The sequence below is a fragment of the Mastigocoleus sp. MO_188.B34 genome, from assembly GCF_030065675.1.
GTDB lineage: Bacteria > Cyanobacteriota > Cyanobacteriia > Cyanobacteriales > Nostocaceae > Mastigocoleus.
Genome location: NZ_JASJDK010000076.1, coordinates 1 through 22,771 on the forward strand (window position 1 = coordinate 1; position 22,771 = coordinate 22,771).

At 36.7% G+C, this 22,771-nt stretch carries 15 protein-coding genes and 1 pseudogene; 6 read left to right on the plus strand and 10 right to left on the minus strand.

What is annotated here, in order from left to right; genetic code table 11:
- Window positions 1-129 (plus strand): annotated as a pseudogene (locus tag QNJ50_RS17855) (photosystem II q(b) protein); the annotation flags it as partial.
- A gap of 249 nt (window positions 130-378) precedes the next feature.
- Here QNJ50_RS17855 and QNJ50_RS17860 read toward each other — a convergent pair.
- Both QNJ50_RS17860 and QNJ50_RS17865 read right to left on the minus strand, forming a co-directional pair.
- The gene (locus QNJ50_RS17860) at window positions 379-1,395 is read right to left on the minus strand and encodes a hypothetical protein (protein WP_300637641.1); all 1,017 of its coding nucleotides are present in this window, start codon (window positions 1,393-1,395) and stop codon (window positions 379-381) included.
- 463 nt (window positions 1,396-1,858) lie between these two features.
- Window positions 1,859-2,443: a hypothetical protein gene (locus QNJ50_RS17865; RefSeq protein WP_300637643.1), complete on the minus strand. Its 585-nt coding sequence runs from the start codon at window positions 2,441-2,443 to the stop codon at window positions 1,859-1,861.
- A 96-nt stretch (window positions 2,444-2,539) separates the two neighbouring features.
- On the opposite strand from QNJ50_RS17865, the gene QNJ50_RS17870 reads away from it, so the two are divergent.
- Window positions 2,540-3,871, plus strand: coding sequence for a GTPase (locus QNJ50_RS17870; protein ID WP_300637645.1), 1,332 nt, complete (start codon window positions 2,540-2,542; stop codon window positions 3,869-3,871).
- A gap of 86 nt (window positions 3,872-3,957) precedes the next feature.
- Here QNJ50_RS17870 and glsA read toward each other — a convergent pair whose 3' ends face one another.
- A complete protein-coding gene (gene glsA / locus QNJ50_RS17875) occupies window positions 3,958-4,914 on the minus strand; it encodes a glutaminase A (protein ID WP_300637647.1) in 957 nt (318 codons plus the stop codon).
- Window positions 4,915-5,780: 866 nt separating this feature from the next.
- Here glsA and QNJ50_RS17880 point away from each other — a divergent pair.
- The 4 genes from QNJ50_RS17880 (at window position 5,781) to purM (ending at window position 12,608) form a co-directional block, all read left to right on the plus strand.
- On the plus strand, window positions 5,781-6,857 hold the full coding sequence (locus QNJ50_RS17880) for a septal ring lytic transglycosylase RlpA family protein (protein WP_300637649.1): 1,077 nt from the start codon (window positions 5,781-5,783) through the stop codon (window positions 6,855-6,857).
- 603 nt (window positions 6,858-7,460) lie between these two features.
- Window positions 7,461-9,068 carry a bifunctional pantoate--beta-alanine ligase/(d)CMP kinase gene (locus tag QNJ50_RS17885; protein WP_300637651.1) on the plus strand — a complete coding sequence of 536 codons (1,608 nt, stop codon included), beginning with the start codon at window positions 7,461-7,463 and terminating at the stop codon, window positions 9,066-9,068.
- A 1,409-nt stretch (window positions 9,069-10,477) separates the two neighbouring features.
- Window positions 10,478-11,353, plus strand: a complete 876-nt coding sequence (locus QNJ50_RS17890) for a DUF5895 domain-containing protein (protein WP_300637653.1) — start codon at window positions 10,478-10,480, stop codon at window positions 11,351-11,353.
- Between the two features lie 226 nt (window positions 11,354-11,579).
- A complete protein-coding gene (purM, locus tag QNJ50_RS17895; protein WP_300637655.1) occupies window positions 11,580-12,608 on the plus strand; it encodes a phosphoribosylformylglycinamidine cyclo-ligase in 1,029 nt (342 codons plus the stop codon).
- A 123-nt stretch (window positions 12,609-12,731) separates the two neighbouring features.
- Here the strand turns inward: purM and QNJ50_RS17900 are convergent, their stop codons facing one another.
- The 7 genes from QNJ50_RS17900 to hpsA all read right to left on the minus strand — a co-directional run bounded on the left by QNJ50_RS17900 (window position 12,732) and on the right by hpsA (window position 22,700).
- A complete protein-coding gene (locus tag QNJ50_RS17900) occupies window positions 12,732-13,397 on the minus strand; it encodes a TIGR04282 family arsenosugar biosynthesis glycosyltransferase (protein WP_300637657.1) in 666 nt (221 codons plus the stop codon).
- Between the two features lie 199 nt (window positions 13,398-13,596).
- Window positions 13,597-14,139 (minus strand): prepilin-type N-terminal cleavage/methylation domain-containing protein, encoded by a 543-nt coding sequence (locus QNJ50_RS17905; protein ID WP_300637659.1) that lies wholly within the window; start codon window positions 14,137-14,139, stop codon window positions 13,597-13,599.
- Window positions 14,140-14,325: 186 nt separating this feature from the next.
- Window positions 14,326-15,321 (minus strand): hormogonium polysaccharide biosynthesis glycosyltransferase HpsE, encoded by a 996-nt coding sequence (hpsE, locus tag QNJ50_RS17910; protein ID WP_300637661.1) that lies wholly within the window; start codon window positions 15,319-15,321, stop codon window positions 14,326-14,328.
- A gap of 114 nt (window positions 15,322-15,435) precedes the next feature.
- Window positions 15,436-16,122: a type II secretion system protein gene (locus QNJ50_RS17915; RefSeq protein WP_300637663.1), complete on the minus strand. Its 687-nt coding sequence runs from the start codon at window positions 16,120-16,122 to the stop codon at window positions 15,436-15,438.
- A 75-nt stretch (window positions 16,123-16,197) separates the two neighbouring features.
- Entirely contained in the window at window positions 16,198-17,181 is a 984-nt protein-coding gene (hpsC, locus tag QNJ50_RS17920) for a hormogonium polysaccharide secretion pseudopilin HpsC (RefSeq protein WP_300637665.1), read from the minus strand.
- 57 nt (window positions 17,182-17,238) lie between these two features.
- Window positions 17,239-17,922, minus strand: coding sequence for a hormogonium polysaccharide secretion pseudopilin HpsB (gene hpsB, locus QNJ50_RS17925; protein ID WP_300637667.1), 684 nt, complete (start codon window positions 17,920-17,922; stop codon window positions 17,239-17,241).
- 107 nt (window positions 17,923-18,029) lie between these two features.
- Entirely contained in the window at window positions 18,030-22,700 is a 4,671-nt protein-coding gene (gene hpsA, locus QNJ50_RS17930; RefSeq protein WP_300637669.1) for a hormogonium polysaccharide biosynthesis protein HpsA, read from the minus strand.
- Window positions 22,701-22,771: the final 71 nt, after the last annotated feature.

Genomic DNA, 22,771 nt, shown 5'->3' on the forward strand with positions numbered 1-22,771 from the left:
GACATCATCAACCGTGCCAACTTAGGTATGGAAGTAATGCACGAGCGTAACGCTCACAACTTCCCCTTAGACTTGGCTGCAGGTGAAGTAGCTCCCGTTGCTGTAAGCGCTCCTGTAATCAACGGTTAATCTTTTAGATTTAACTGAAACTGAATAGAAAAGGCCTCCCAATAATGGGAGGCTTTTTTGTTTGGTCTATAATGAATGCGTTGATTATTTACTTGTCCGTAGGTATTAAGATTTCACTTTTATTTCGCTTCACCTTTTTAGATTTATAACTGCCAACTATAAGCTGACGGCAAGCAAAATAGATTGATTTATATTTATTGATTTATTAATAAATTTACTAATTATTTTGTGAAAACTATTTTATGATTACTACAGTAGAGTCGCAACATACTTTTCTAAATCAAAAAAATTAATTAATTCTTCTAAACTTGTATTGATATCTGTAGGAGTAATAGATTCTATTTCTTCAATTGTTTGTTCTTTAAGATATACAAACACATTACTTTTCAAAACTGAAATTACTTCAGGGGGCAAACCTTGCAACTCTTTATCTATCCTTGCCACGCGACCTTTGGCAAAATCGATTTGAAATTTTGCTCTCCTCAGCAAAGTTTGTCTGAGATTTTCAGAAGACTCTTTTAATAAACTATGATAATTAAAATTATTCGCAGATAACTTTTGGATTAGTGGGATCGCATCTGGATTATCTTCTAAAAATAACAAAATTCCTTCTGCAAAATATTGTTTAATTCCTTCTATTCCTAATCCACCTAAGTCTGATAAGGCAATAACTCTAGCAACAATATCTATTTCATTTTCTGAGTTGTAAAGCTCGGGTTGGTAAGCAGAACTATCACTCGCATCAAACATGCAAACAGTCGCATTTATTGCTTTACGGATAACCTGTAAGTCTGAATTAGTAAATAAAGGAGTACGATTGGGGTACTTTCGAGAGTATTTATTATTTAGTTCTTGTATATAATCAATGATTTTTATAATTGTGGCATTTTCACTGACACCAGTTTCCCTCTTTCTTGAAGCTTGAAAACTTGAAGCTGGAACAAAAATTTGCACCATGTCATGTGATATTGCACATATATCTATAATGTGCTTGGTTCGAATTGGATCGGGAACAGAAGTATGTTGGAAGATTAGATCCCAAAAGGGTAAAATTTCTTGATAGATTTTTGTTGCTCTCTGCTGTACTGCACTCGCATGGGCATAGTTATGATAGTAAAGTCTTTGTTTTTTTGTTTGTTTATGTATTTCTTTGACCGCTAAGCTTTTTATTTCCAAAACAGCCTCTGCAAAAGAATTAGGTGCTTGAATAGAGTTTTCATCCCCTATTGTTTCTAGGGTTCTTGAAGATTGATTCACTTGAGTCATTTATATAAATTCCTAATTTTGGACTTGTTTATTATTTATTTTTGTTATTTTGAATTGAATACAGGTCATCATCTATTCTTCTAATGGGTGTGATAAGCCGTTCACCTCCGGTGCCCCTCAGGCATGCGCGTGTTCGCGTAGCGCGTTCTCGACGCGGCAAGCCGAAGGCTGCTAAGTGCGTCTAAGCGATCGACCTTTACTCATGAATAAACAAATAACGAATTAATCTCCATTCCCATTTTCTGAAAATAAAGATTTTGTAGATATATTTTTCGCTATGATTTTCTTGAACTAGCAAGGAAGCGAATAAGAATTAATTTCGACAATAGGCAATTAGATCTCACTCGGAAGAGTATTTGTTAATGATTATAAAATAATGGAATCACATATCGTATGCCATTTAGGCACTTAAATATATACATCTGCGTTCTTAATAGCTGACAGACAGCAGGTAAGCGTTATGCTAAATATTTGTTTTCGTCCACAACGCTAGACCACCGCCTTTACCTCTAGCGGCTATGTAATTATTCTGCACCAAAAAATATGTAAAAAATGCTTGTTCTTTTAAATTTTGCTGGTAAAACTTAGTTTCGCGTTCTTTTCCACCCCGAATATAGCCTTGATAGATCCTGAGCCCAGAGAAATATAGTTGCATTCGGGTAAAATCAAAAGCAAGAATATTTTTGTTCTCCCAAAACAGAAATGGACCTGTAAGAATAATTTTTAGGGATCCTAACTCTACAGAATTTTCTACTCTTCCTTTATTTTGCTCGGATTCTACTTGAGAATAGGAAATTTGAATATTAACCCACTTTGGCAAAAATTTTCCTGCTCCCAGAATAATCCCACCCCGGCGCTTAATTTTCTTAGTCCCAGTGGTAAAACCTAAACGCCAACTTCCCAGTAATTGTGAATATTTATAACGTTCTTTGGTTTGTTTCGTTATTTTTTCTCGTTCAAGCAATGCTTCAACTACAGCCGACTCTTTCGGTTTTATTGAGGATGATGTACTTATAAATTCAAAAGCTTGCTCTAAATTTGGGTGCATTTGCTTGATTCGTAAAATTCCGAAGACTTGAATCGCGGGTAAAATTAGAAGCAGTTAGACTGCCGACAAATTGTTGCGATTTCCTGCAAAATTTCTATGACCCAGAAACGCGATCCTGAGGATTCATCAATTGATGCTCAGCAATCGAATAAATCTATTGACACTCAGACAGGTGATTCAGGAAAAGATTCCTGGAAAAATCGTACGTCAAGTATTTGGGACAAGGCTACTGCAAGTTTAATGCAATTGTTGCCCCTCGAACAAGTTACACAAAGTTCTGCTGAATGGTTCAGGGTCAATGAAGCTCAAGTGGCAGAAATTTTGGAGTCAGTTAGAACTAAATTACCAACAACAGAAGCAGTTTTGATTGGTAAACCCCAAGCCGGTAAAAGCTCAATAGTACGTGGAATTACAGGTGTATCAGGGGAAATAGTTGGTCAAGGATTTCGACCTCATACCCAGCATACCAGTCGCTATTCCTATCCTTCAGATGATTTACCTTTACTGATTTTTACTGACACAGTTGGAATTGGGGATATCAAGCAAAATACTCAGTCCATTATTCAGGAATTGACTGAAGATTTACAGCAGCCAAGTCGCGGTGCCAGAATTCTAATTCTCACGGTCAAAATTAATGATTTTGCTACGGATTCCCTCCAACAAATAGCCCAAGAGTTACGCCAGAAATACCCGGATATTCCTTGTTTATTAGCAGTTACCTGTTTGCATGAAGTTTACCCTCCCACCGTAGATAATCATCCCCAACATCCACCGGATTTTGAGGAAGTTAACCGGACATTTGCTGCTCTGCAAGAAAATTTTAGGGGGATATGCGACCGCTCGGTAATGATTGACTTCACCTTGGAAGAAGATGGTTTCGCTCCAGTATTTTATGGCTTAGAAGACCTCAGAAATAACTTAGCAGAATTACTACCTGAAGCTGAAGCTAATGCTATTTATCAGCTACTAGAACGAGAAGCAGGAGAAGAAATAGGCACTCTTTACCGCGATGTAGGGCGACGTTACATGTTAGCATTTGCCATCATTGCTGCGACCCTTGCAGCTGTTCCATTACCCTTTGCCACTATGCCAGTACTTACGGCTTTGCAAGTATCTATGGTAGGAATTTTAGGTAATTTGTATGGGCAAACTTTAAATGCATCTCAGGCTGGAGGTATAGTAAGTGCAATCGCAGGTGGTTTTGTCGCACAAGCCGTAGGAAGAGAGTTAATTAAATTTATCCCTGGGCTTGGCAGTGTAATTGCTGCATCATGGGCTGCGGCTTATACTTGGGCTTTGGGTGAAGGTGTTTGCGTTTACTTTGGTGACTTAATGGGTGGGAAAAAACCCGATCCAAAAAAAATTCAATCTGTCATGGAGCAAGCATTCAAGCAAGCAAAAGAACGCTTTAAAGAAATTAGACGCTGAATTCAGATTTTATTTTTAGCCCGAACAAACATCACAACTTTCTCAAGATTGTTATTAATTTAGGACATATAATGCTTGTCCCGAAATTAACTATCGCAACAATCAAACAAATGCAAACCTAATATACGAGAAAGCTCTTCACAAACTTTTACACCTCGAACGCTATTACCCCTTGAATCGAGTGGTGGCGAAAATACTCCAATACCCATCTTATTTGGTACCACAGCAATAATACCTCCACAAACACCACTTTTTGCTGGCAGACCAACCTTATAAGCCCATTCACCGGCAAAGTTATACATCCCACAGGTGTACATCACCGACAAAATATCTTTGACATAAGTACTTTGGAGAGCCCGCTTACCAGTAATAGGGTTAAGACCTTTATTTGCGAGAGTTGCTGCCATTACTGCTAAATCTTGACAATTAACCATAACTGCGCACTGCTGAAAATAAAGATCTAAAGACTCTTCTATATTGGGTTGAATCATACCAAAATTGAGCATTAAGTGAGCCATTGCTCGGTTGCGATGTCCCGTAGCTCGTTCGGAAGTAAAAACAGAAATATCAACAAACACATCATGACCAACATATTGGCGAAACATTTCCAACAGTCTGTTTAAACGTTCTGTTGCATCTGCACCTTTAATCAAACTGGTGGTGGCGATCGCACCAGCATTCACCATCGGATTATAAGGTCGTTTCGATTGTTCGTCTAAAATAATCGCGTTAAATGCATCGCCTGTCGGTTCTACACCCACCCTAGTCAAAACATCATCTCTACCACAATCTTCTAAAGCAAGACCATAGGCAAAAACTTTGGAAATCGATTGTATTGTAAACAATTGATCGCGATCGCCTATTTGATAAACTTCACCATCTACCGTCACCAAGCAAATAGCAAATAAATCAGGATTTACTTTTGCCAGTTCTGGTATATAGTTTGCAACTACACCTTTTTGCAGAGACTTATATTGGCAGTGTAAATCTTCTACGATAGATTGCAATGATGATAGTACTTGTAATTTTTCTCTCACAACCATCCAACTAACAAATAAATTGCGTTAATTGCGAACATCAAAAATATTATTTCTGAAGAGTTTCATCTAACTACTTTTCTGGGAACCAAAAATCAAGAAATGTCATTTGCAAATACAACTTTTATTTCACAATAAATTTATCTAATCTTTAACTAAAGTTTAATTTTCTAATCTTACTACACTTAATTTTATAACTTTATATTTTTATACTGCTGCATTGATACTTAAGTACACTTTAATTATCAAACATACAATTTTGTATTTAAATTGCATCAAAATGCAAACTTAATTCATGAGTGATTTTTTTGTACGGGGATAGTTTTGAATCTCCACCAAGGTAAAGTAGTGTCAAGTATAATTCTCTTGATATGAAAGGATTATGAGCTAGTTTATAGTTTCTATATATGTTTGATAACTATATGTTAATTTCAGTATTTTTCCAGTTTTTCAAACTGTAAATAATCACTTGCTAGCAACGTATTTATATTTTTTATCAATTATGTTTATAAGTTTACGAGTTACATCGATTATGACAGTCTAAAAGCTTAATACTTAGCTGGCAAGTTGAATGTCAAAGTTTGTTAATAATCAATTAAGATTGTTTTTTTTAATCATCAAAATGCTCAAAACCTAAAACCCTTGTGTAGGAAGGATATATTCTTGAAAATTTAACTTGGAATTGATAAATTAACACTAGTTTACGCTAAATTGCCGATCCCCAAATTTAACAATTTGTGTTAGTCTGTTGCAGTTAATAACGGAAAGTAAAAACAGAACGAGTTCGAGGCAAGGGGAATCTAGTTACGTTTGTTGTGTAACGTCCCGGAAAATCAAACTTCAGTTCTTTGAGTGGATTAACATTCGGACGCATGAATCAAAAACATTTTTATTTTTGGATTTTAGTGGCTATGTTCGCGACCATATTAGGAATGCCAAAACTTGGTCGCGCTCAAACAACTAAAGGAAATGTTATTAATAATCGGCCAGCATCAACCATTTTCGCGGAATTAGTTGGAAATAAATCTCACAATGAACCAAGTGCAGCAAAAAAATTAGTCACACAAGTCGTATCTCATAAGTTAGAAGGAAGACATGCTGCAACAGTTTACATTCGCCAAATTCCTGTTCTTACTTTCTTAGGTCAATCATCAGCAGCACTCAGTACAATATCTGATAACTCTGTAAAAATAATAGCCAATCAGTCTCCGACACAGACTAACAATCCAGTTCGTAAAGCTAATTTGTTAGTAGAACGAATTAATCACTTAGTTCATACAAATGCGGACGCCAGTAAAATTACAGTTAATTGGAAAGGCGAGAGAAAGCTAGCATCTGCTGAATCAGGACAAAATAAAAGTTCATTTGTCAAACACTATAAAAACGATATCTTTGCCATCAAAGCTAGCGATTCCAAGCTACTAGAAATTGATGAACATACTGTTTTAGCAGGAAGCACAAAAAATTTAGCAGAAGATGCACTACAAATAACCAATCGCTTGCGGAGGTTAATTGGTTATGCTCCACCTGTAAGCAAAGTTGAAAATTTACCTGTTAGAGAACCAGTAAAGGTTGTCCAAGAAAAAAATAAACCTAAGACCATTAGTCATCATACTCGCAAAAGAAGAAACCTAGGGAAACGAGCAAGAAGGGGAAGAGTTCTAAGAGGTTGGGCTTCTTGGTATGGCTACGATGGTTCGGGTAATCGTACGGCTACAGGAGAAAGGTATAATCCTGAAGGTTTAACTGCTGCCCATCGTTCTCTCCCATTTGGAACGCGAGTTCGAGTTACTAATACCCGCAATGGGCGCTCTGTTGTAGTACGCATTAATGACAGAGGTCCTTTCATTCGGGGTCGAATCATTGATGTTTCTGCTGGAGCAGCAAGAAGATTGCGAATGATTAGTAGTGGTGTTGCACCAGTAAGGGTTGAAGTAATTGGTAGGTAAAATTACTTATAGTAATTAGCTATTTTTTAACTGCATCTATATATTTCTTAAACAGAGGTTTCTTAATTATAAGACCTCTGTTTTTACTATTTTTATTGTTATTTTATTTTTATCTCTATAGCTTAAACTCCAGACCAAACAAGGATTCCAGGGAGTATCTTTTTGTAAAGATACTTGAAATAATGTTCTTCGTGATCGTTTCTTTGGCATTCAGTAAGTAAGAGTCACGCAAAAAAAAATTCATTAATCCTTAAAATTATATAAAATTAGCAATAAATCTTAGTTCTTTGAAATTTCTTGGTATGAAGTAAAGCTTATTTGGCTAAGTATCCAGATCTAGTTCAAAGACCTAAGAACAAATCTATAAAGTGAGTGGATCTAGCCTAAAATGAGCACCCCCAGGGAAAATCAACCAATACCAGTAACGACTTATGGAGTAACTCATAAATAAATCTATATCTAATTTTAAGGTGACTAATTAGCCAGTGAACCACCTACAAAACACATAAAATTGTAGCTGTTCGTAAATTTTATATCGATGGCATTCTCGCTCAAATTTTATAAACTAACGGGGAATAGATAGATTAGAACTAGGGGTTATTTGTGCGCTTGCTGACGAGTGTTACAGCTTTACGCTGTTATGTAGCTCAACAAAAACGTTTGGCAACAAACTTTTTGCATTCGGAGGAAGGACAACTTGCAGAAGTTAGTACCTGGTTCCAAACTGCGATTGGTTTAGTCCCAACCATGGGAGCATTACATGAGGGTCATCTGAGTTTGATTAGAAAGGCACGACAAGAAAACAGGACTGTAATTGTCAGTATTTTTGTCAATCCTCTGCAATTCGGCCCAAATGAGGATTATCAACGTTATCCTCGTACATTAGAGCAGGATGCACAAATTTGCGAAAAACTTGGAGTCGATGCCATTTTTGCACCAACTCCGGAAGAAATGGGAGTACCTTTGAAGAATATAGAAGGGTCTAAAGTTACACAAGTTACTCCACCATCTGCTATGATATCTGGCTTGTGTGGTCGTTCTCGGCTAGGACATTTTCACGGCGTAGCAACGATCGTGACCAAGCTTTTTAACTTGGTTTTGCCTGACCGTGCTTACTTCGGTGAAAAAGACTTTCAGCAACTGGCTACAATCCAAAAAATAGTGGCTGATTTAAATTTGCCTGTGGAAATTGTTCCCTGTCCCACAGTACGCTTAGCTAATGGTCTGGCTTTAAGTTCCCGCAATCAATATTTGAATGCATCTGAGAAAGAGCAAGCAACGGTCATGTACCGCAGTTTGCAAAAAGCTAAGAATGCATTTTGTGCCGGGGAAAAAAATAGTAGCAGACTTATCGCTTTAGTGCAACAAGAGTTGGCAAAGGTCAGCATTTTATCTGTTGAATATATCGAATTGGTTGAACCGACTACCCTAATGCCAATAGAAAAAGTTAAGGAGAAAGGAATGCTCGCGATCGCAACTAGAATTGGTTCTACTCGTCTAATTGATAATGTTATTTTGCGCGATCGTCAGCCGATAGTCGCCATTGATGGACCTGCTGGAGCTGGTAAATCTACTGTTGCTCGTCAAGTTGCTGCTCAGCTAGAACTAGTGTATTTAGATACGGGCGCAATGTATCGGGCTATTACTTGGTTAGTACTACAAACAGGAATTGCCCTCGATCATGAATGCGCAATTGCTGAATTAGCCGATAAGTACGAGATTGAACTTACTCCGACTTCCAATTTACAATCACCAGTCAAAGTTTGGATTGATGGGAATGATGTAACTCAAGTGATTCGTACTCCTGAAGTCACAGCAAATGTTTCGGCAATTGCAGCTCAAACATCTGTACGAAAATCATTAGTCAGACAACAAAAAAATTGGGGTAAGAAAGGTGGCTTAGTTGCTGAAGGTAGAGATATTGGAACTCATGTTTTTCCAGATGCCGAAATAAAAATATTTCTCACCGCTTCTGTTAAGGAGCGTGCTCGTCGTCGTCAACGTGATTATGAAGCACAAGGTCTATCTTCAATTAATTTAAAACAATTAGAAAAAGACATTGCAGAACGCGACTGGAAAGACAGTACCCGTACAGTTTCTCCTTTACGTAAGGCAGAAGATGCTGTGGAATTACAAACAGATGGCCTCAGTATTACAGAAGTGACAGGAAAAATTGTGTATCAATATCAAAAACATCTATCTCGTTTGTAGAATAAGAACAATAACGTTCTTCATTGATTCTTGTTGCTTCCTTCATCGTAATACTTTGATTACTTTCACTTGAATGAACTAAAATCAGTCATGATTAGCACGCAAATATTTATGTTAAGACTTCATTCCTAGGAGTAAGAGTATAGATGATACCTCAACTAACTTAAACTTCAATTACATATATACTAGTGATTTCCTAAAGAAACCTAACTGGAACGTCAGGATTCACTTGAGGTCAGTAATATGCATCACCACCATTCTATGTAACATAATCTATGAAAAAATTGGTATTGGAATAGTTTTGCTTTATTTTGTTTTGATTCAATTGTTTTGATTCAACAAGAAATTATCTGCTATCTTATTTCCTGATAGAAGAAATTTATTTTTCTGGTTTGGACTAAATTCTTCAAAAGCAAGATTGTTAACATATTATCCACAGAAGACAGACAAAAAGTAATAGAGCAGCTAGGTTACTGATCTATGAAGTGTTTTTGTCAAAGCATTCTGTTCAAGTGCTTTGTTCAGCTATTTGCCTAGCCATTTTGTACAAGGTTAGTCACAATACTTTTTGTCGAACATTGTGTTTTCTAGTGTACTCACTCTGGGTGATTTGAGTGTGCTAAGCAGGCATTGACTAATAAAGCGAAAACCTTTGATAGAGATTTAACCGTGCCCCGAAGCCATTGGCGGGGCACTAAATATTTAGAGTTAGAAACCGCATAGACGAAAAATTTTCTTCCTCAGGAATATCGGAAGAATTTTACGATTTAGTTGAACTGTTCTTGCAGTTTATGCTTAGTTTGCTACTAGGACAAACTCTCTTTTCTTACAAGGTTAAGGTGTGACGAAACACTTTAAATTGTTGTGAAAAAGAGTCAGCGTTTACTATTTGTATCACTCTTGGCTTGAAAGGGTATCAGTCTTTAGAGAGATGATTGGGGATAAAAAAATATTAAAAAAATATAAATCAAGAATCAAATGTAACATATTAGAATATTAATTTGTATCGCCAGAAGCTTGCCAAGACTGTATTTGGGGTATTTCAAGGCAAAAAATAGTGGGTTTGTAAAAGTCAATGAATCAAGAGTACCAATTAAAAACTATTGCACTATCGATCGCTTCACGGAAGAATAGAGTTTAATTAAAAAGTTATGTGTTCCCCAATCGTGATTACTGAAATATAACTGTTGTCTGGTACGCACAGTTTTTATGAGACTTTTAGTCTTAAAGTCACCTTTGGCAAATATCACTGTAAATGATTTGTAATACTCACCAACAAGAAAAACAAAATTCAATTCTTGTTTGCCAGTTCAATAGCGGCTCCTGTTCCGCAGAAAAAGGTTTAAGCCTTGCTAATTTATTACTGCGCTGGGTACAGGCGTGGTTCCCAAACTACCGGAGGATTTTAGATGAAAGCATCTGCAAAATTCGATTTTGACGACGAGAAATATAATGCACTGCCTTCTCGAGTCATTCCTTGGTGTCAGATGATCAATCCTCGGTACGGCAAAGATGGCATACAACACCATGGTTTAGCAATTAAGCTTGATAATGCCCATTCCGTAGACTTTCAACCAGATGATAACTGGCAAGAAGTGGAGCATGAATTCAGTTCTGGGGTTGAAAATATACTTATTACAGCAACTCCAAAATTAGTATTAGTACGTCGAGGACCATTATCTGTTAAAGATAGGGAAACAGGAGTCAAACTTGGTACCCTCAAAGAAAATTACGATGCTTTTCTGGCAGATAAACTCAGGTTTAAAACTTTCACACGCTATTTAGTCTTCCTAGTGGGAGAAAATAAAAAGTTTCTGCATAAAACTCCATTACAACTTACTCTTAGTGGTGCTGCAGGGGCTAGTTTCAGTAAAGCTTACTGTGAATATCAACAAGGTAAACCCAGTACTGGTTTTATTGCCGAATTAGAAAAAGCTTATGCTGGATATCGTCAACAGCCTTGGATACCCAAAGGTCCATTGTTCCATGCCCATGGAATTTTTTCTCCGATTATCGAATGTGAAGAAAGGGGAATCGCCACTAATACAGTCTTAGTTGCTTCAACGGTGGATTACAAACATCCGACAATTGCGACTCTCACCCAATATTTAATTGCTTCTGATTCAGAAGAATCAGCAATGATCTCTCAAGCTTTTGAAGAATACAAAGATTTTGCTAAAACTCCTCCAGTGGCTAAAGCAGAAACCCAAAAAGTAGCAATGGCGAGTGTTTCTAGCTCATATATTTATCCAGATGAAGATGATTTTGGTTATCCGCCGTATTAAATAAAATTTAAATTGTTATCAATTGACGGTTGACGCTTTGGAGTGAAAAAATATCCCATGTGGTTGGTTGTGGGTAAAACATAAATGTGAGGTGTCGTCTTTGTGCTTACGCTCTGCCCACAGTAATACTTTTATTAACAAAAATTAATTTTAATGGGTTGCGCACCCCTTCAGAAGATTTGCTGATTAAGTGCGGGCAAAAATGCTTAGGCTAATAGGGTGCAAAATGGATTATCAGGATGCTGGTGTTGATGTTGAAGCAGGTAGAGAGTTTGTTGGACAAATTAGTAGCTTAGTTCGTAGTACAAATCGTCCTGGGGTTATTGGCGGTTTAGGCGGTTTTAGTGGTTGTTTTCAATTACCGACTGGTTTTCAAGAACCGGTGTTGGTTTCTGGAACTGATGGTGTAGGTACAAAACTTAAAATAGCTCAAGCTATTGATCGACATGACACTGTGGGTATAGATCTGGTAGCAATGTGTGTCAATGATGTATTGACATCTGGTGCTGAACCACTATTCTTCTTAGATTATCTGGCAACAGGAAAATTAGATAAATTACAGTTACAGCAGGTCGTTTCTGGAATTGCTGCAGGTTGCAAACAAGCAAATTGTGCCTTGTTGGGAGGTGAAACGGCAGAAATGCCAGGTTTTTACCCCGGAGGTGAATATGATGTTGCTGGGTTTTGTGTGGGAATTGTTGAAAAGAGTGAGATGCTTGATGGTTCTCAAGTAAAGCTTGGAGATGTTGCTGTTGCTCTTCAAAGTAGTGGTATACACAGCAATGGTTTGAGTTTAGTCAGAAAAATTATTGGCGAACAGGGATTTTCTTGGAGCGATCGTCCGGAATTATTAGGAAACAAAACTTTAGGAGAAGTTTTTTTAACCCCCACTAAGATATATGTTGAAGCTGTTTTGGGAGCACGAAAAGCTGATTTGAAGATTAACGGGATGGCTCATATTACAGGTGGTGGGCTTCCAGAAAATCTACCGCGTTGTTTGAATCGAAACCAAGGAATTAAGATCGATCCCAATAGTTGGTCTGTACCTTCTGTATTTCAATGGCTAGCAGATGTCGGGTCTGTAAGTTCCCAAGCTATGTATAATACTTTCAATATGGGTATTGGTTTCGTGTTAATAGTGCCTGAGGACAGTGTAGAACAAGCAATTAGTTATTTTCAGTCACAAAATATTTCTGCTTCTGCTATAGGGGAAGTAATTTCTGGTTCTGGGGAACTGGTGGGATTAGATTTTTGACACTCCCCAATGACAATTTTTTGAATTCAAAATTCATTAGCGAAGCGTGTCCATAGGACATAATTCAAAATATGACCTAAAACTTGATATATTTTAGTGGATATGTATCTGACAGCTTTGTAACTAGCCGTTGATATTATTAACGTTCTTACCTCTTTGGCGATGAATTTCTTCCCAAATTTCTAAGTCTTCGGGGCGATCGATATCGGCTAAAGTCGGTAAATTATCTACAGCCAAATTGAGTCTTTTTGCAATATTCACAGTTTGTTGGAATACTTTGTCAGTTCCCCAATCGACATCTACAAATAATTCTGGAATCGAGCGACGCAAAGCAATTAAATAATAACCACCGTCGATCGCTCGACCTAAAACCAAATCTTTATCTGTTAGATACTCAAAAGCTAGCTTCAAAATTTCTAGTTCGATACTAGGGCAGTCGGTACCAATAATAATTGATTTTTCTGCTCCATTTTGAAAAGCTTCCGATAGCGATCGCGCCATTCGCATTCCTAGATCGCCTTCTCCTTGTGCTTGGTAAGCAATATCGGAACCCAACCAATCTTTCATTAATTGCGTGTTACCACCTGCGAAACGTATCTCTAGTGATACAAGTATCTGATTTTGTAACTGTTTCGCCTTTGACAAAATATATTCTGTCATTTGACGCTGAAGATTTGCAGCACCTTGAGGACCCAAAGTTGGTATTAATCGAGTTTTGGTTTTCCCTGCTTCTGGGTAGCGACTAAAAATAATCAAGTGCTGTTGCATTATTTTTGGTGGTTTTTGCATGCAATAACCCAATTTGGCAATTTGTGATTTAGAGATGCATTGCGATACATCCTCTAAAAAATAATAACAACATCAGAAATCAAGCAAGCTAAAAATCAACTCTCAAGTTTGAAATATATATTCAAATAGATATTGGGAATAGATATCGGGAAAAGTAAAAATATCCAAACTTTTGTTTTTCCCAGTTCCCTGTTCCCTTCTAATAACAAAAATCACCTTTACGATTGGGTTTATCCCGTTCTTTTGCTCTACGAATTGCGCCTAATATTGTTGAGACGAAGACACAGCGTTTAGTTTTTCCACCATATTTTCCAGATAAAGTAATTCTTCCCAAGGGTGGTTTTCTCACACTACCTCGATAATCAAATTGAATTTGTCTAATACCTTGACTTTTAAGTAGTTGTAGAGTGGTTTCTTTATCTAGGCTAATATTAGGATCTAAATTATTCCAATTTATCCCAGACGGGTTCGCAGAAGCGTGATGTACAGCCCATTGAACGATACCATTTTGTTCGCGAAAACTGGCTTGCCAAGTTTCTTTATTCTTTTGGGCTTGACTTTGGGCTTTTCGTAAAGCGAAGTAAACTCGATCTTGAGCAACGTCAAGATGGCGATTATTTAGGAAAGATAACCAACTTGGTCCTGCGATCGCGCTTAAAATTCCAATTATTACAACTACAATTAATACCTCTAGCACTGTAAAACCACTGCTAGAAGAAACTTTGTGTAGACATTTCCCCATTTTAAGATATTCCACCGTGATAAATGCACCAATTTGGTAGATACAGTGCTGGTGAATATCCCTGATAATTTTGTTAACGGTTGATAATTAATGCTTAACTGTAATGATAATCATCTCTGATTTTGAAGACGTTCCAGAGCCTGCGGCGTCGGCGTTAAGCCTCTGGAACATCTCTACAAGATTGATTTAGAATTGCGACTTGAAATAACCGTGTTTCCAAAGGTAAAAAGGACTAAAAAAACTACCAACAAATAATTGCATTTCGCAGGCTGCTACTAATTCTGTTTTGACTTTAAATCTATATTTACATAGATGTAAAAGTATTTTTTTTAAATCATTCAGCATATAAGCAACAAAAGCAAGTGGTTTTACCCAAGGCTGAATGTTAATTGTTCGAGTGACATAACGACTGAGTCCTATACCACGAAAAAATGGTAATAAATATTCTTTTTGCAAACGCCATTGAGGAATTTGATGATAAGTTTCCATTTCTGGGTTGTACCAGATTTCCCAACCTAGTTTTTGAATATAAGAAAATATTTCTAAGTCTTCCCCTGCAAGCATATTACCCGTAATTCTGCCAATCAAAATTGATTTTTTGGGAACACCTTCTAACCAAGCTTGACGACGAACAACGAATCCAGCAGAGGGAGGAAGTAATTTTGTTTGCGGTTTGTAAAGTAAAGGTAAATTACCTCTTTCCGTAATGGCTAAAAATGGAGCTAGTGGCTGAAAATTTTCTGGTGGTTCTATTTCCCATTTGGGATGGATCTGGCTAGTAAATGCTCCTGCTTGAGGGTATTTTATTGCAAATTTATAAGCTTCTTCTACCCAATTCGAAACGGGATAATTATCGTCATCTAAAAAACCAATCAATTCACTTTTTGCTTCATCAATAGCACGTTGACGAGCGTATGCTGCACCTTGTTTAGGTTCCAAAAAATATTTTAAAGGAAAAGTATGTTTCCACTTGTTTTGATAATCTTGAATGATTATTGCTGTATTGTCATTACTATTATTATCAATAATTATTATTTCCCAGTTAATATCCTCAGTATTAATTTGTTGTTTTAATTTTTCTAAAAGTCCTGGTAAACTAGTTTCTCCATTGTAAGTAGGAACAGCAACAGTAAAATCTATTTTTTTGTTAATATCTTTTGTTAAATGATTTTTATTTTTCATGGCACTGTTAATTAAAAGTACCTGACTATAATCAAGTATTGACTATAAATCTTATTTTTGTATCCAGTGTCTTTTCTTAAATACTGTTGTATAAAATTTTATATGTTATTTGAATTATTCACATTCGTTATTTTTTGCAGTTCTCATACCTCCTAAAATAGTCTGTACTACTACACATCTTTTAACATCACTAGCTTGTGTAACTTTTCCTGATTTAGGTATAGCAACAACTACTTTTATCCCATCGTTTATCTCTGCATCTGGTAAACCACCAATTTGATTAAATGTAATTGCTTGTGGTTTTATCTCATTATATTTACTGGCATAGGATATAGTTTTCGTAGATTTATTTTTACCAGCAATATTTGTACCTAAGATTAATTTATTTGCCTTAAGACCTAGCTCACTACCTAATGTTTCCCAATATTGATCTGGTTTAGAATCACTGGGATGAATCGCTACTTTTGCTTCCTTATTCTCACCAGCACTTTCTGTGGAAAAGCTCACACTGTAAGGAAGTTTAGTTTTTTTAGCTTTGCGTTGTGCTTCTTGGAGTACGGATAAAATTTCATCATTGGCTTTGTTTAATTGTTGTCTGTTAACAAAACCCAACCAACTTGGACCTACAATTGCTGCAAGAATTCCTATAATAACGATCGCAACTAAAATTTCCAAGATTGTAAAACCAGTATCTGAGGGATTTTTTTTAGCATTTAGATTATTAAAGTGAAGTTTATTTTTGTTAATAATGTAATTTATTCTCTTTGTTGGATTGATTGTAGAATTAATTGGTATGTTCATCGTAAAACCATTTTTAAGTTAATACATATCAAAAAAATTATTCTTGTCTAACAAACATATATTCTTAATCTAAATTTATTCAACTCCGATAAATCCCCGACCTTTAACTTTAACATTTGCAATTGGGAAATATGATTTAAGAATATTTTGATAGTTGTTATTTTTTGGTTCGATTCTGGCTAATGCATTTCCTCTTAAGAAAATTTGAGCGGTCGTATTATCAATATCCACACAAGCATAAAAACTGGCATTATTAAAATTATTTGTAACTGCAGGTACTCTCAAAGAGTCTGCCTTTTTTTTACTTTTAGGAAAAACAGATTTGCAATCTATAGTTTTTAAACCTTGACTGGAATCTATATAGTCAACTAAGACGTCAGCATTTTGACTGTTCTGATAATTACCTTCTTTTTCCCAGTCATTCATTTTTTGTTCTAAAGTTCCTTGAGTTTTGTTTAAATCAAATAATTTGAAACCAGGATCTGCTGTTTTAGAATTTCCTTTAGTATTGTAATCGTCATCGGCTGTTATACCATCACTCAGTTCAAATCTGGCAATGCGGTATTGATTAGACCAAATATCATTTTCATCGTTCTTTTTGTTATCTTCTATTAAGTAGTAACTAACTAGTGAATAGACAAAAGCATCATTTTTTTTCTTGTCAGTTATGACTTTATCAAGCTCTATTGCCTCTTTCTCAAATTTACGCTTCCAAAATACAAGTACTGGAACTCTATCTGTTGAACCAGAATATAATAATTGACTTTTAATCGCATTTATTCCATCAGCATCATATATATAAATAGCCTGTTGTAAATCTTGAGCAATGTAATCTAAAGCTGTTTGAATTTCTTGTTCTGAATTTATTTTGGCTTGTTCTTTACGATCTGTGTCCAGAATATTAATCATAAATCCTAGCAATGGTGTAATGACTAATACAGCTAAAACCATTGCTACCATTAGTTCAATGAGAGTAAAACCTGCATTGTTTTTTGCAATTTCTTTAAAATGTTTATATTTAAACTTAGTGCTGAGAAAAAAATGAAATTTATTCAGCATTGTCATGCTCTTCATATTTTATTTATTGGATTTTTAATTATTGAAGCTATATTTGTTTTATTTACACTGAGAATTGGTATTTTTGTTGTTTTCTAAGCGCGAACAAAAATCTGCAAATGTTGTATTTCTGGATGCAATATCTGTGGTCATTTCCAATAGGGGCGCTTTTAATTTACTAATTGCTCCACTAAAACTGGACTGTGTTGCTTTTTTCTTGTCATCGCTTTTTTCTAAAGATTTACCGTCTTTAAAAGCATCCGCTCTATAAACTCTTATTCCTAGACGATAACCACTATTTGCTTCATCAGTACTGGGGTTATAAGCAAATGCTTGGACAAGCATATCTTTTGGATCGTCTTTTTTACATGTGCCATCACCACTACCATCAAGACAATACACCTGATAAGTTTTATCTTTAGGAGAAGAACAATATTCATTGTCTGTTTTGCAATTTAAATTGCCAGATGGAGCATTAACTTGAGCAATCAAGTTACTATCCTTTTGTGTGATTGGTGGTGATTCAATCGATCCAGAGGTAACACCATCGATATAAGTTTTAGCTGCTTGGGTTGCAAGTTCTACTCGTTTCGACTGGACTCTTGTTCCAACGGAAAGTACTATTACTGGTGCGATCGCAGTCAGTAAAATACCAACTACGATAATAGCGATTAGTGATTCAATGATAGTAAAACCTGCTTCACCAGAATGGGGTTGAATTCTTTGAAGTTTAAGTTGAGTCATGGCGTTTTGATGTGACTTTGGTAATTTGTAAATCCAAAACTGATACAAAATCTGTTCTGTAGAGACGTAGCATTGCTGCGTCTCTACAAGTCGTGATTTCCAAGGGTTTAACCACGTGTGTACTTTTTACAGAAATCTTGTGGACGTTGACTATTGGGAATCGCAGCTTTCCCAGTAGTTTTCTTAGTACTTGGATTATAGATTTGGGCGCATAACAGAGTTTTTACCCATTCGTCATCCCGACCGACTTCCCTGAAAAACTCATTGGGTTCCGTTGCTGGGGGTAAGGTAAAGGTTTCGGTAAACAAGTCTGGAAGCTGGGATAGCAAGCCAACATCAAAACCCCATTGACGGGAAGGTGCTCTGTAGAAAGGTGTTCTTCCACCTGTGGTACCTGTGCGGTAAAGTTGGGTGTAATCTGAGCCAAAAGAACTTTTAGGACCACTTCCAGTTTTCAAAGATTGCCATGGTGCAGTCGCATAAACGCTACGTTTGTACTGAATCAAAGAACCACTAATACTGTGATTGATATTGTCCCAGTGTTCTAAATAACGTACAAAGTTTTCTAAACCACCATTCGACTCACTAGGTCGTGCTGGGGTATCTCCACCGGCGAGAATTAGATTTGTAGTTGTAGTTTTTGGTCTTTGCACCCAATAAGTGTCTGCATCCTCGGCAAAACCTCTTTTATTGTTATTGATTGAGGGTAACTTATCTCGATCTTTACCTTTGCCTGGATCTCGGTCACTCTTATTCTTAGTCCATTCATCCTTGGGCATGTGGATTTGCAGTACTGGTACCAAAATTGGTTGTTCTTCAGAATTAGTTCCAGTCAGTTTCTTTCCATCAATAGTTTGGTAGAACAGAGGCTTGTCATGACCATAGTAAGTATCTTTGGGAGGTAAATTACTACCATTATCAGTTCTAAACCAGAGAGCATTTGTTTTTAATCTGGGTTGTCCGACATTCCAAGAGGTTTGGGACGCAACAGAATTTCTAGGAAATGCTTGTATCTCACCTGTATCATTAATTCCTAAAGGTACTGGATGACCCTTATCATCAAGTATCAGGTCACCGGTAGCAACATCACGAGCAAAAGCAACACGCCTTGCATAACGCCTTAGTTCAGGATCTTTATCTTTTGTGTTGGAATCAAAAGCTAAATCGACTGTTGTACCTGCACGATGGGTGGTGTTGTCGTATTTTTTACCAATTTCAGACGTAGCAGTAGTTGTGCCACCATCAATAGTCCAGTCTGTTGAAGTACAGCTAGAAACAGGAATTTTTGGGCAAATTTCCATCAAGTACTCATTAAACTTTACTCGCCGTTGGATGGGAGTCACAAAGTTGTTAACGTAAGAACTTCCTTGAATGTCACTGATACTAGTATCAAAGTCTTTTGGATATCCAATTCTGTTACCACTAGACTCAAACCAATTACTACTAGTAAGAAAGTTATTATCCAAAAAACCTTGTTTTTGATAATTTACAGAAGCTAAATCTCCCTCATTATTTCTTAAGTCATAGTCCCCTTCGTTACGGAAACCAAAGCGGAAGTTCTCTGAAAGTACCGTGACTGCATCTGCTAAAACTGAAGCTGCTCGCCAGCTATCTCCTGTAGTACACTTAGGAAGCCTTTTATCACCTTTACGACAAGCAAAGTCATAGTCAAGTGTTTTGTTACGGTCATAGAATTTGTTCCAATTTATTTCATTTTTGTCATTTAGTAACCGGTCTGTGAATTCCTCAACTTGATTGTTGCGGTTTCCACCTTTGGCGTGGAGGTTAAAATCACCCTTGATATAAGCAGGTAAATTACTTGCTAGGATTAACCCTTTTTCTTCTTGTCTAAATTTAATATCGCGATCCAGACGACTACCGTTAATTAGCATAATTCCATTGGGACGACGGGTTGGGTCTAATTTATAGTCCGTAGGGCTAATTAATTTTCTTTGATCGATATCTTTATCTGGACTTTCACTCAGATCCCGTAGAGCGTCATCTCTGGTCGCGTAGATAATACCACTATTGGGAATTAAATATTCTTGTTTACCACCACCACTATAACTACCACTAACCTTGTGCTTACGCATTTTGTCAAGATCTAGTACTGTTACCCTGACCTCCAAGGGTTGACGCTGTTCGAGGCTACGAGTGTAATCTTGTCCAAGGTCAGCTAACTTTGATTCAGTTTCAATTGATTTAACCTGGCGAGCATCTAAAAATGAAGTTTCATAAATAGCTCCATGGGGTATTGTTGAAGAAATACTGGATTGACCCTTGAGGATATCAAGGGCACAAATAGCTGCATCTATTGCAGAATAATCTGCAGCTGTCCGCTTTGTAGTAGATTTTTCTAATGCTTTCCTCAGTGGTTCGTTAACAAAACGCCCATTGGGAAATACCATTCTTGCTTGTCTTTCTAATTCAGCTGCATATTTACTTCTGCTACTAAAGTTATAAACAATACCATTATTGGATTTACCCTGTGTTGTACTGGAGTCAGCGTCTGGATTCTTCCATCTACCTTTTACCTTACTATTGTTTTGAGCCGTAATTGAGTTGGTTGGATCATAGTAGCTACTAACACAAGCGATCGGTTCTTGGTCTTGACCGTAATCTTTTGCATAATGATAAACAGCAGTTGCTCTCATCAATAGATCACCTTGACCGGTTTGACCACTTCCGCCGCTCATAGGCATAGAATCAGACCAGACAATAATTGGGTCTTTATTCTTAAACTTGAGACTATTGGCTTTAATTCTTTTAGAATCGATACTTTTAGGATCGACAAAATTTGTATCCCATTGCGGTTCGGGTAAAAACGACTTATCAGCTCGTTTGTAAGTCACCCCATCAACATAAATACCCGCACCAGTTACAATACGCACTCCACCAACGTTATCAAGTACATTTTTTGGTTTTTCTGTTGCTTTTTCCTCAAAAAATCCGTCTCTATCTGTCGCACCAGCCAAACTAACTAGCTGCTCAATTTTAGTAGTACGAGTGCGATATTTGTTTTTCTCGTCACTGTAATCATCCCACTTGGTAACCGATTTACCAGGATAATCTACAGATTGAGGTGTATTACTACCGACAAAATCTTTTATTGTTTTATCAAACCACAGAGCAGGTAAATTATTTCCTACTAATATGCGATCGCCAAGTAATTTCTCTTCTTCTCGATACTCTTCTTTAAGAGTATTTGGTTCTGTAGCAGATAACTTTTTGAGGATTAATGATAATTTTGTATTTGTATTAGTAGGATAAATCCAAGAGTCTTGGGGTCGTAATAAATCACCACTATCTTGAAGTTGACCAGTTCCTGGATTCTGTGCGAAAGGAACTTCCTTGAAAGTAACTTTGCGTGTTCGTTTTCTAAAATAAGATTCTAACTCTTCTCGGCGAACCTGATTTTTATCTAAACCGGGATTATTATCCAGTCGAGCATCAATATTATCTTTTACTTCTGAAGGGTCTTTACCAGATTTAATCTGTTTTTCTACTAAGGAATTAATTCTCTGAGCATAAGCTTGACTATTAAAGGCTATATCTGCAGAACTGTTATTTGCAGTTTTGTTACCACCGTCAATTTTCCCTTGTGAAGGCTTATTTCCTGGTCTGAATAAATCTACATTGACAGCACCTTTTGTACTACCACCAGTAATACGACCAAAACCGACATTTCCACCAACAATTATTTTACTATTTTGGGCAGTATAAAAACAGGAATCTGGGTCACTAACTTGATAAAATCGGATATCATCATAACTTTTACCTGTTAATAAATTGCTGTTAGTAAAAATCCTGCCGTTAAGTCTCAGACCTGCACCAGGAGTTATTTCTAAGTCATCTTCGTAAACAACAGCATTATTACTGAGGGGAATACGTTCTTGATCTTGCTGAAATTCAATAGCAGAAAAACTTTTATTCCCTTTGTATGATTCGTATTCTTTACTATTTAAACTTGCACTTTTGAGGTAACTTTCATCAATTGGTACAGTCGTTGAATAAACAAAAAAGCTTTTCTTGAGAGCTTCCCCGAGGCGATACCAGCCAGAACCGCTAACTAAACTAGCACTAGTACCTTCAGCCCCACCACAACTTTTACCTGCACCCATTGGACGTGCTCTAGCATCTAAAGGAGTACGGGCGCGGTTAAATTTAGCATCATCACCACGACTGGGGCTACGAAAAAATACGCCATACAAAGTTAAGCTATCATATTTACCGTTATTATCTGTATCGACGGGAAACCTCCAAGCAGTGGTAATAGCTTCTCGATTTTCTAAGTCTGTACTACTCTTATCATCAATTCCACTTTTACCATCAAGGTTGTAACTTACATCTAAGGGTGTTTCATCACCAAAGGTGTATTTAGTCAAATTTTTAGTGAAAGCATCATATAAAGAGCTATCAGAAGGTGTAGAGCGCGGTAGAGTTGGGTCAGTAAATAATTGGTTGATTTTTGCTTTTGCTCTCTCAATCGAAGGCATTGCAGCACTTAATATTGCCTGATTTACCCGAACATTACTAGCATTTTCAGCGCGTTTAAAAGAGCGAAATAAAATTGCAGTGGTCAGTAATATTACCACTAAAGTTACCATCGCCACAGTTGGTAAAACAAACCCAGCATTTACCCAATCAGCTTGTCTTCTAGTAAGCAAGAAAGTTCGCAACAACCAAGCACGTTGTTCTCTAATTTCTAACGTAGATTTTTGATGATTTTTTTGATAGAAACTTTTTATTAATTTGACTAATTGGTGATTGGGATGCATAACTACCTTCTGGTCAAAAAAACGATGCAAGGAATGATATTACGTTTTAAAAATTGTTTTTATTATTCTTA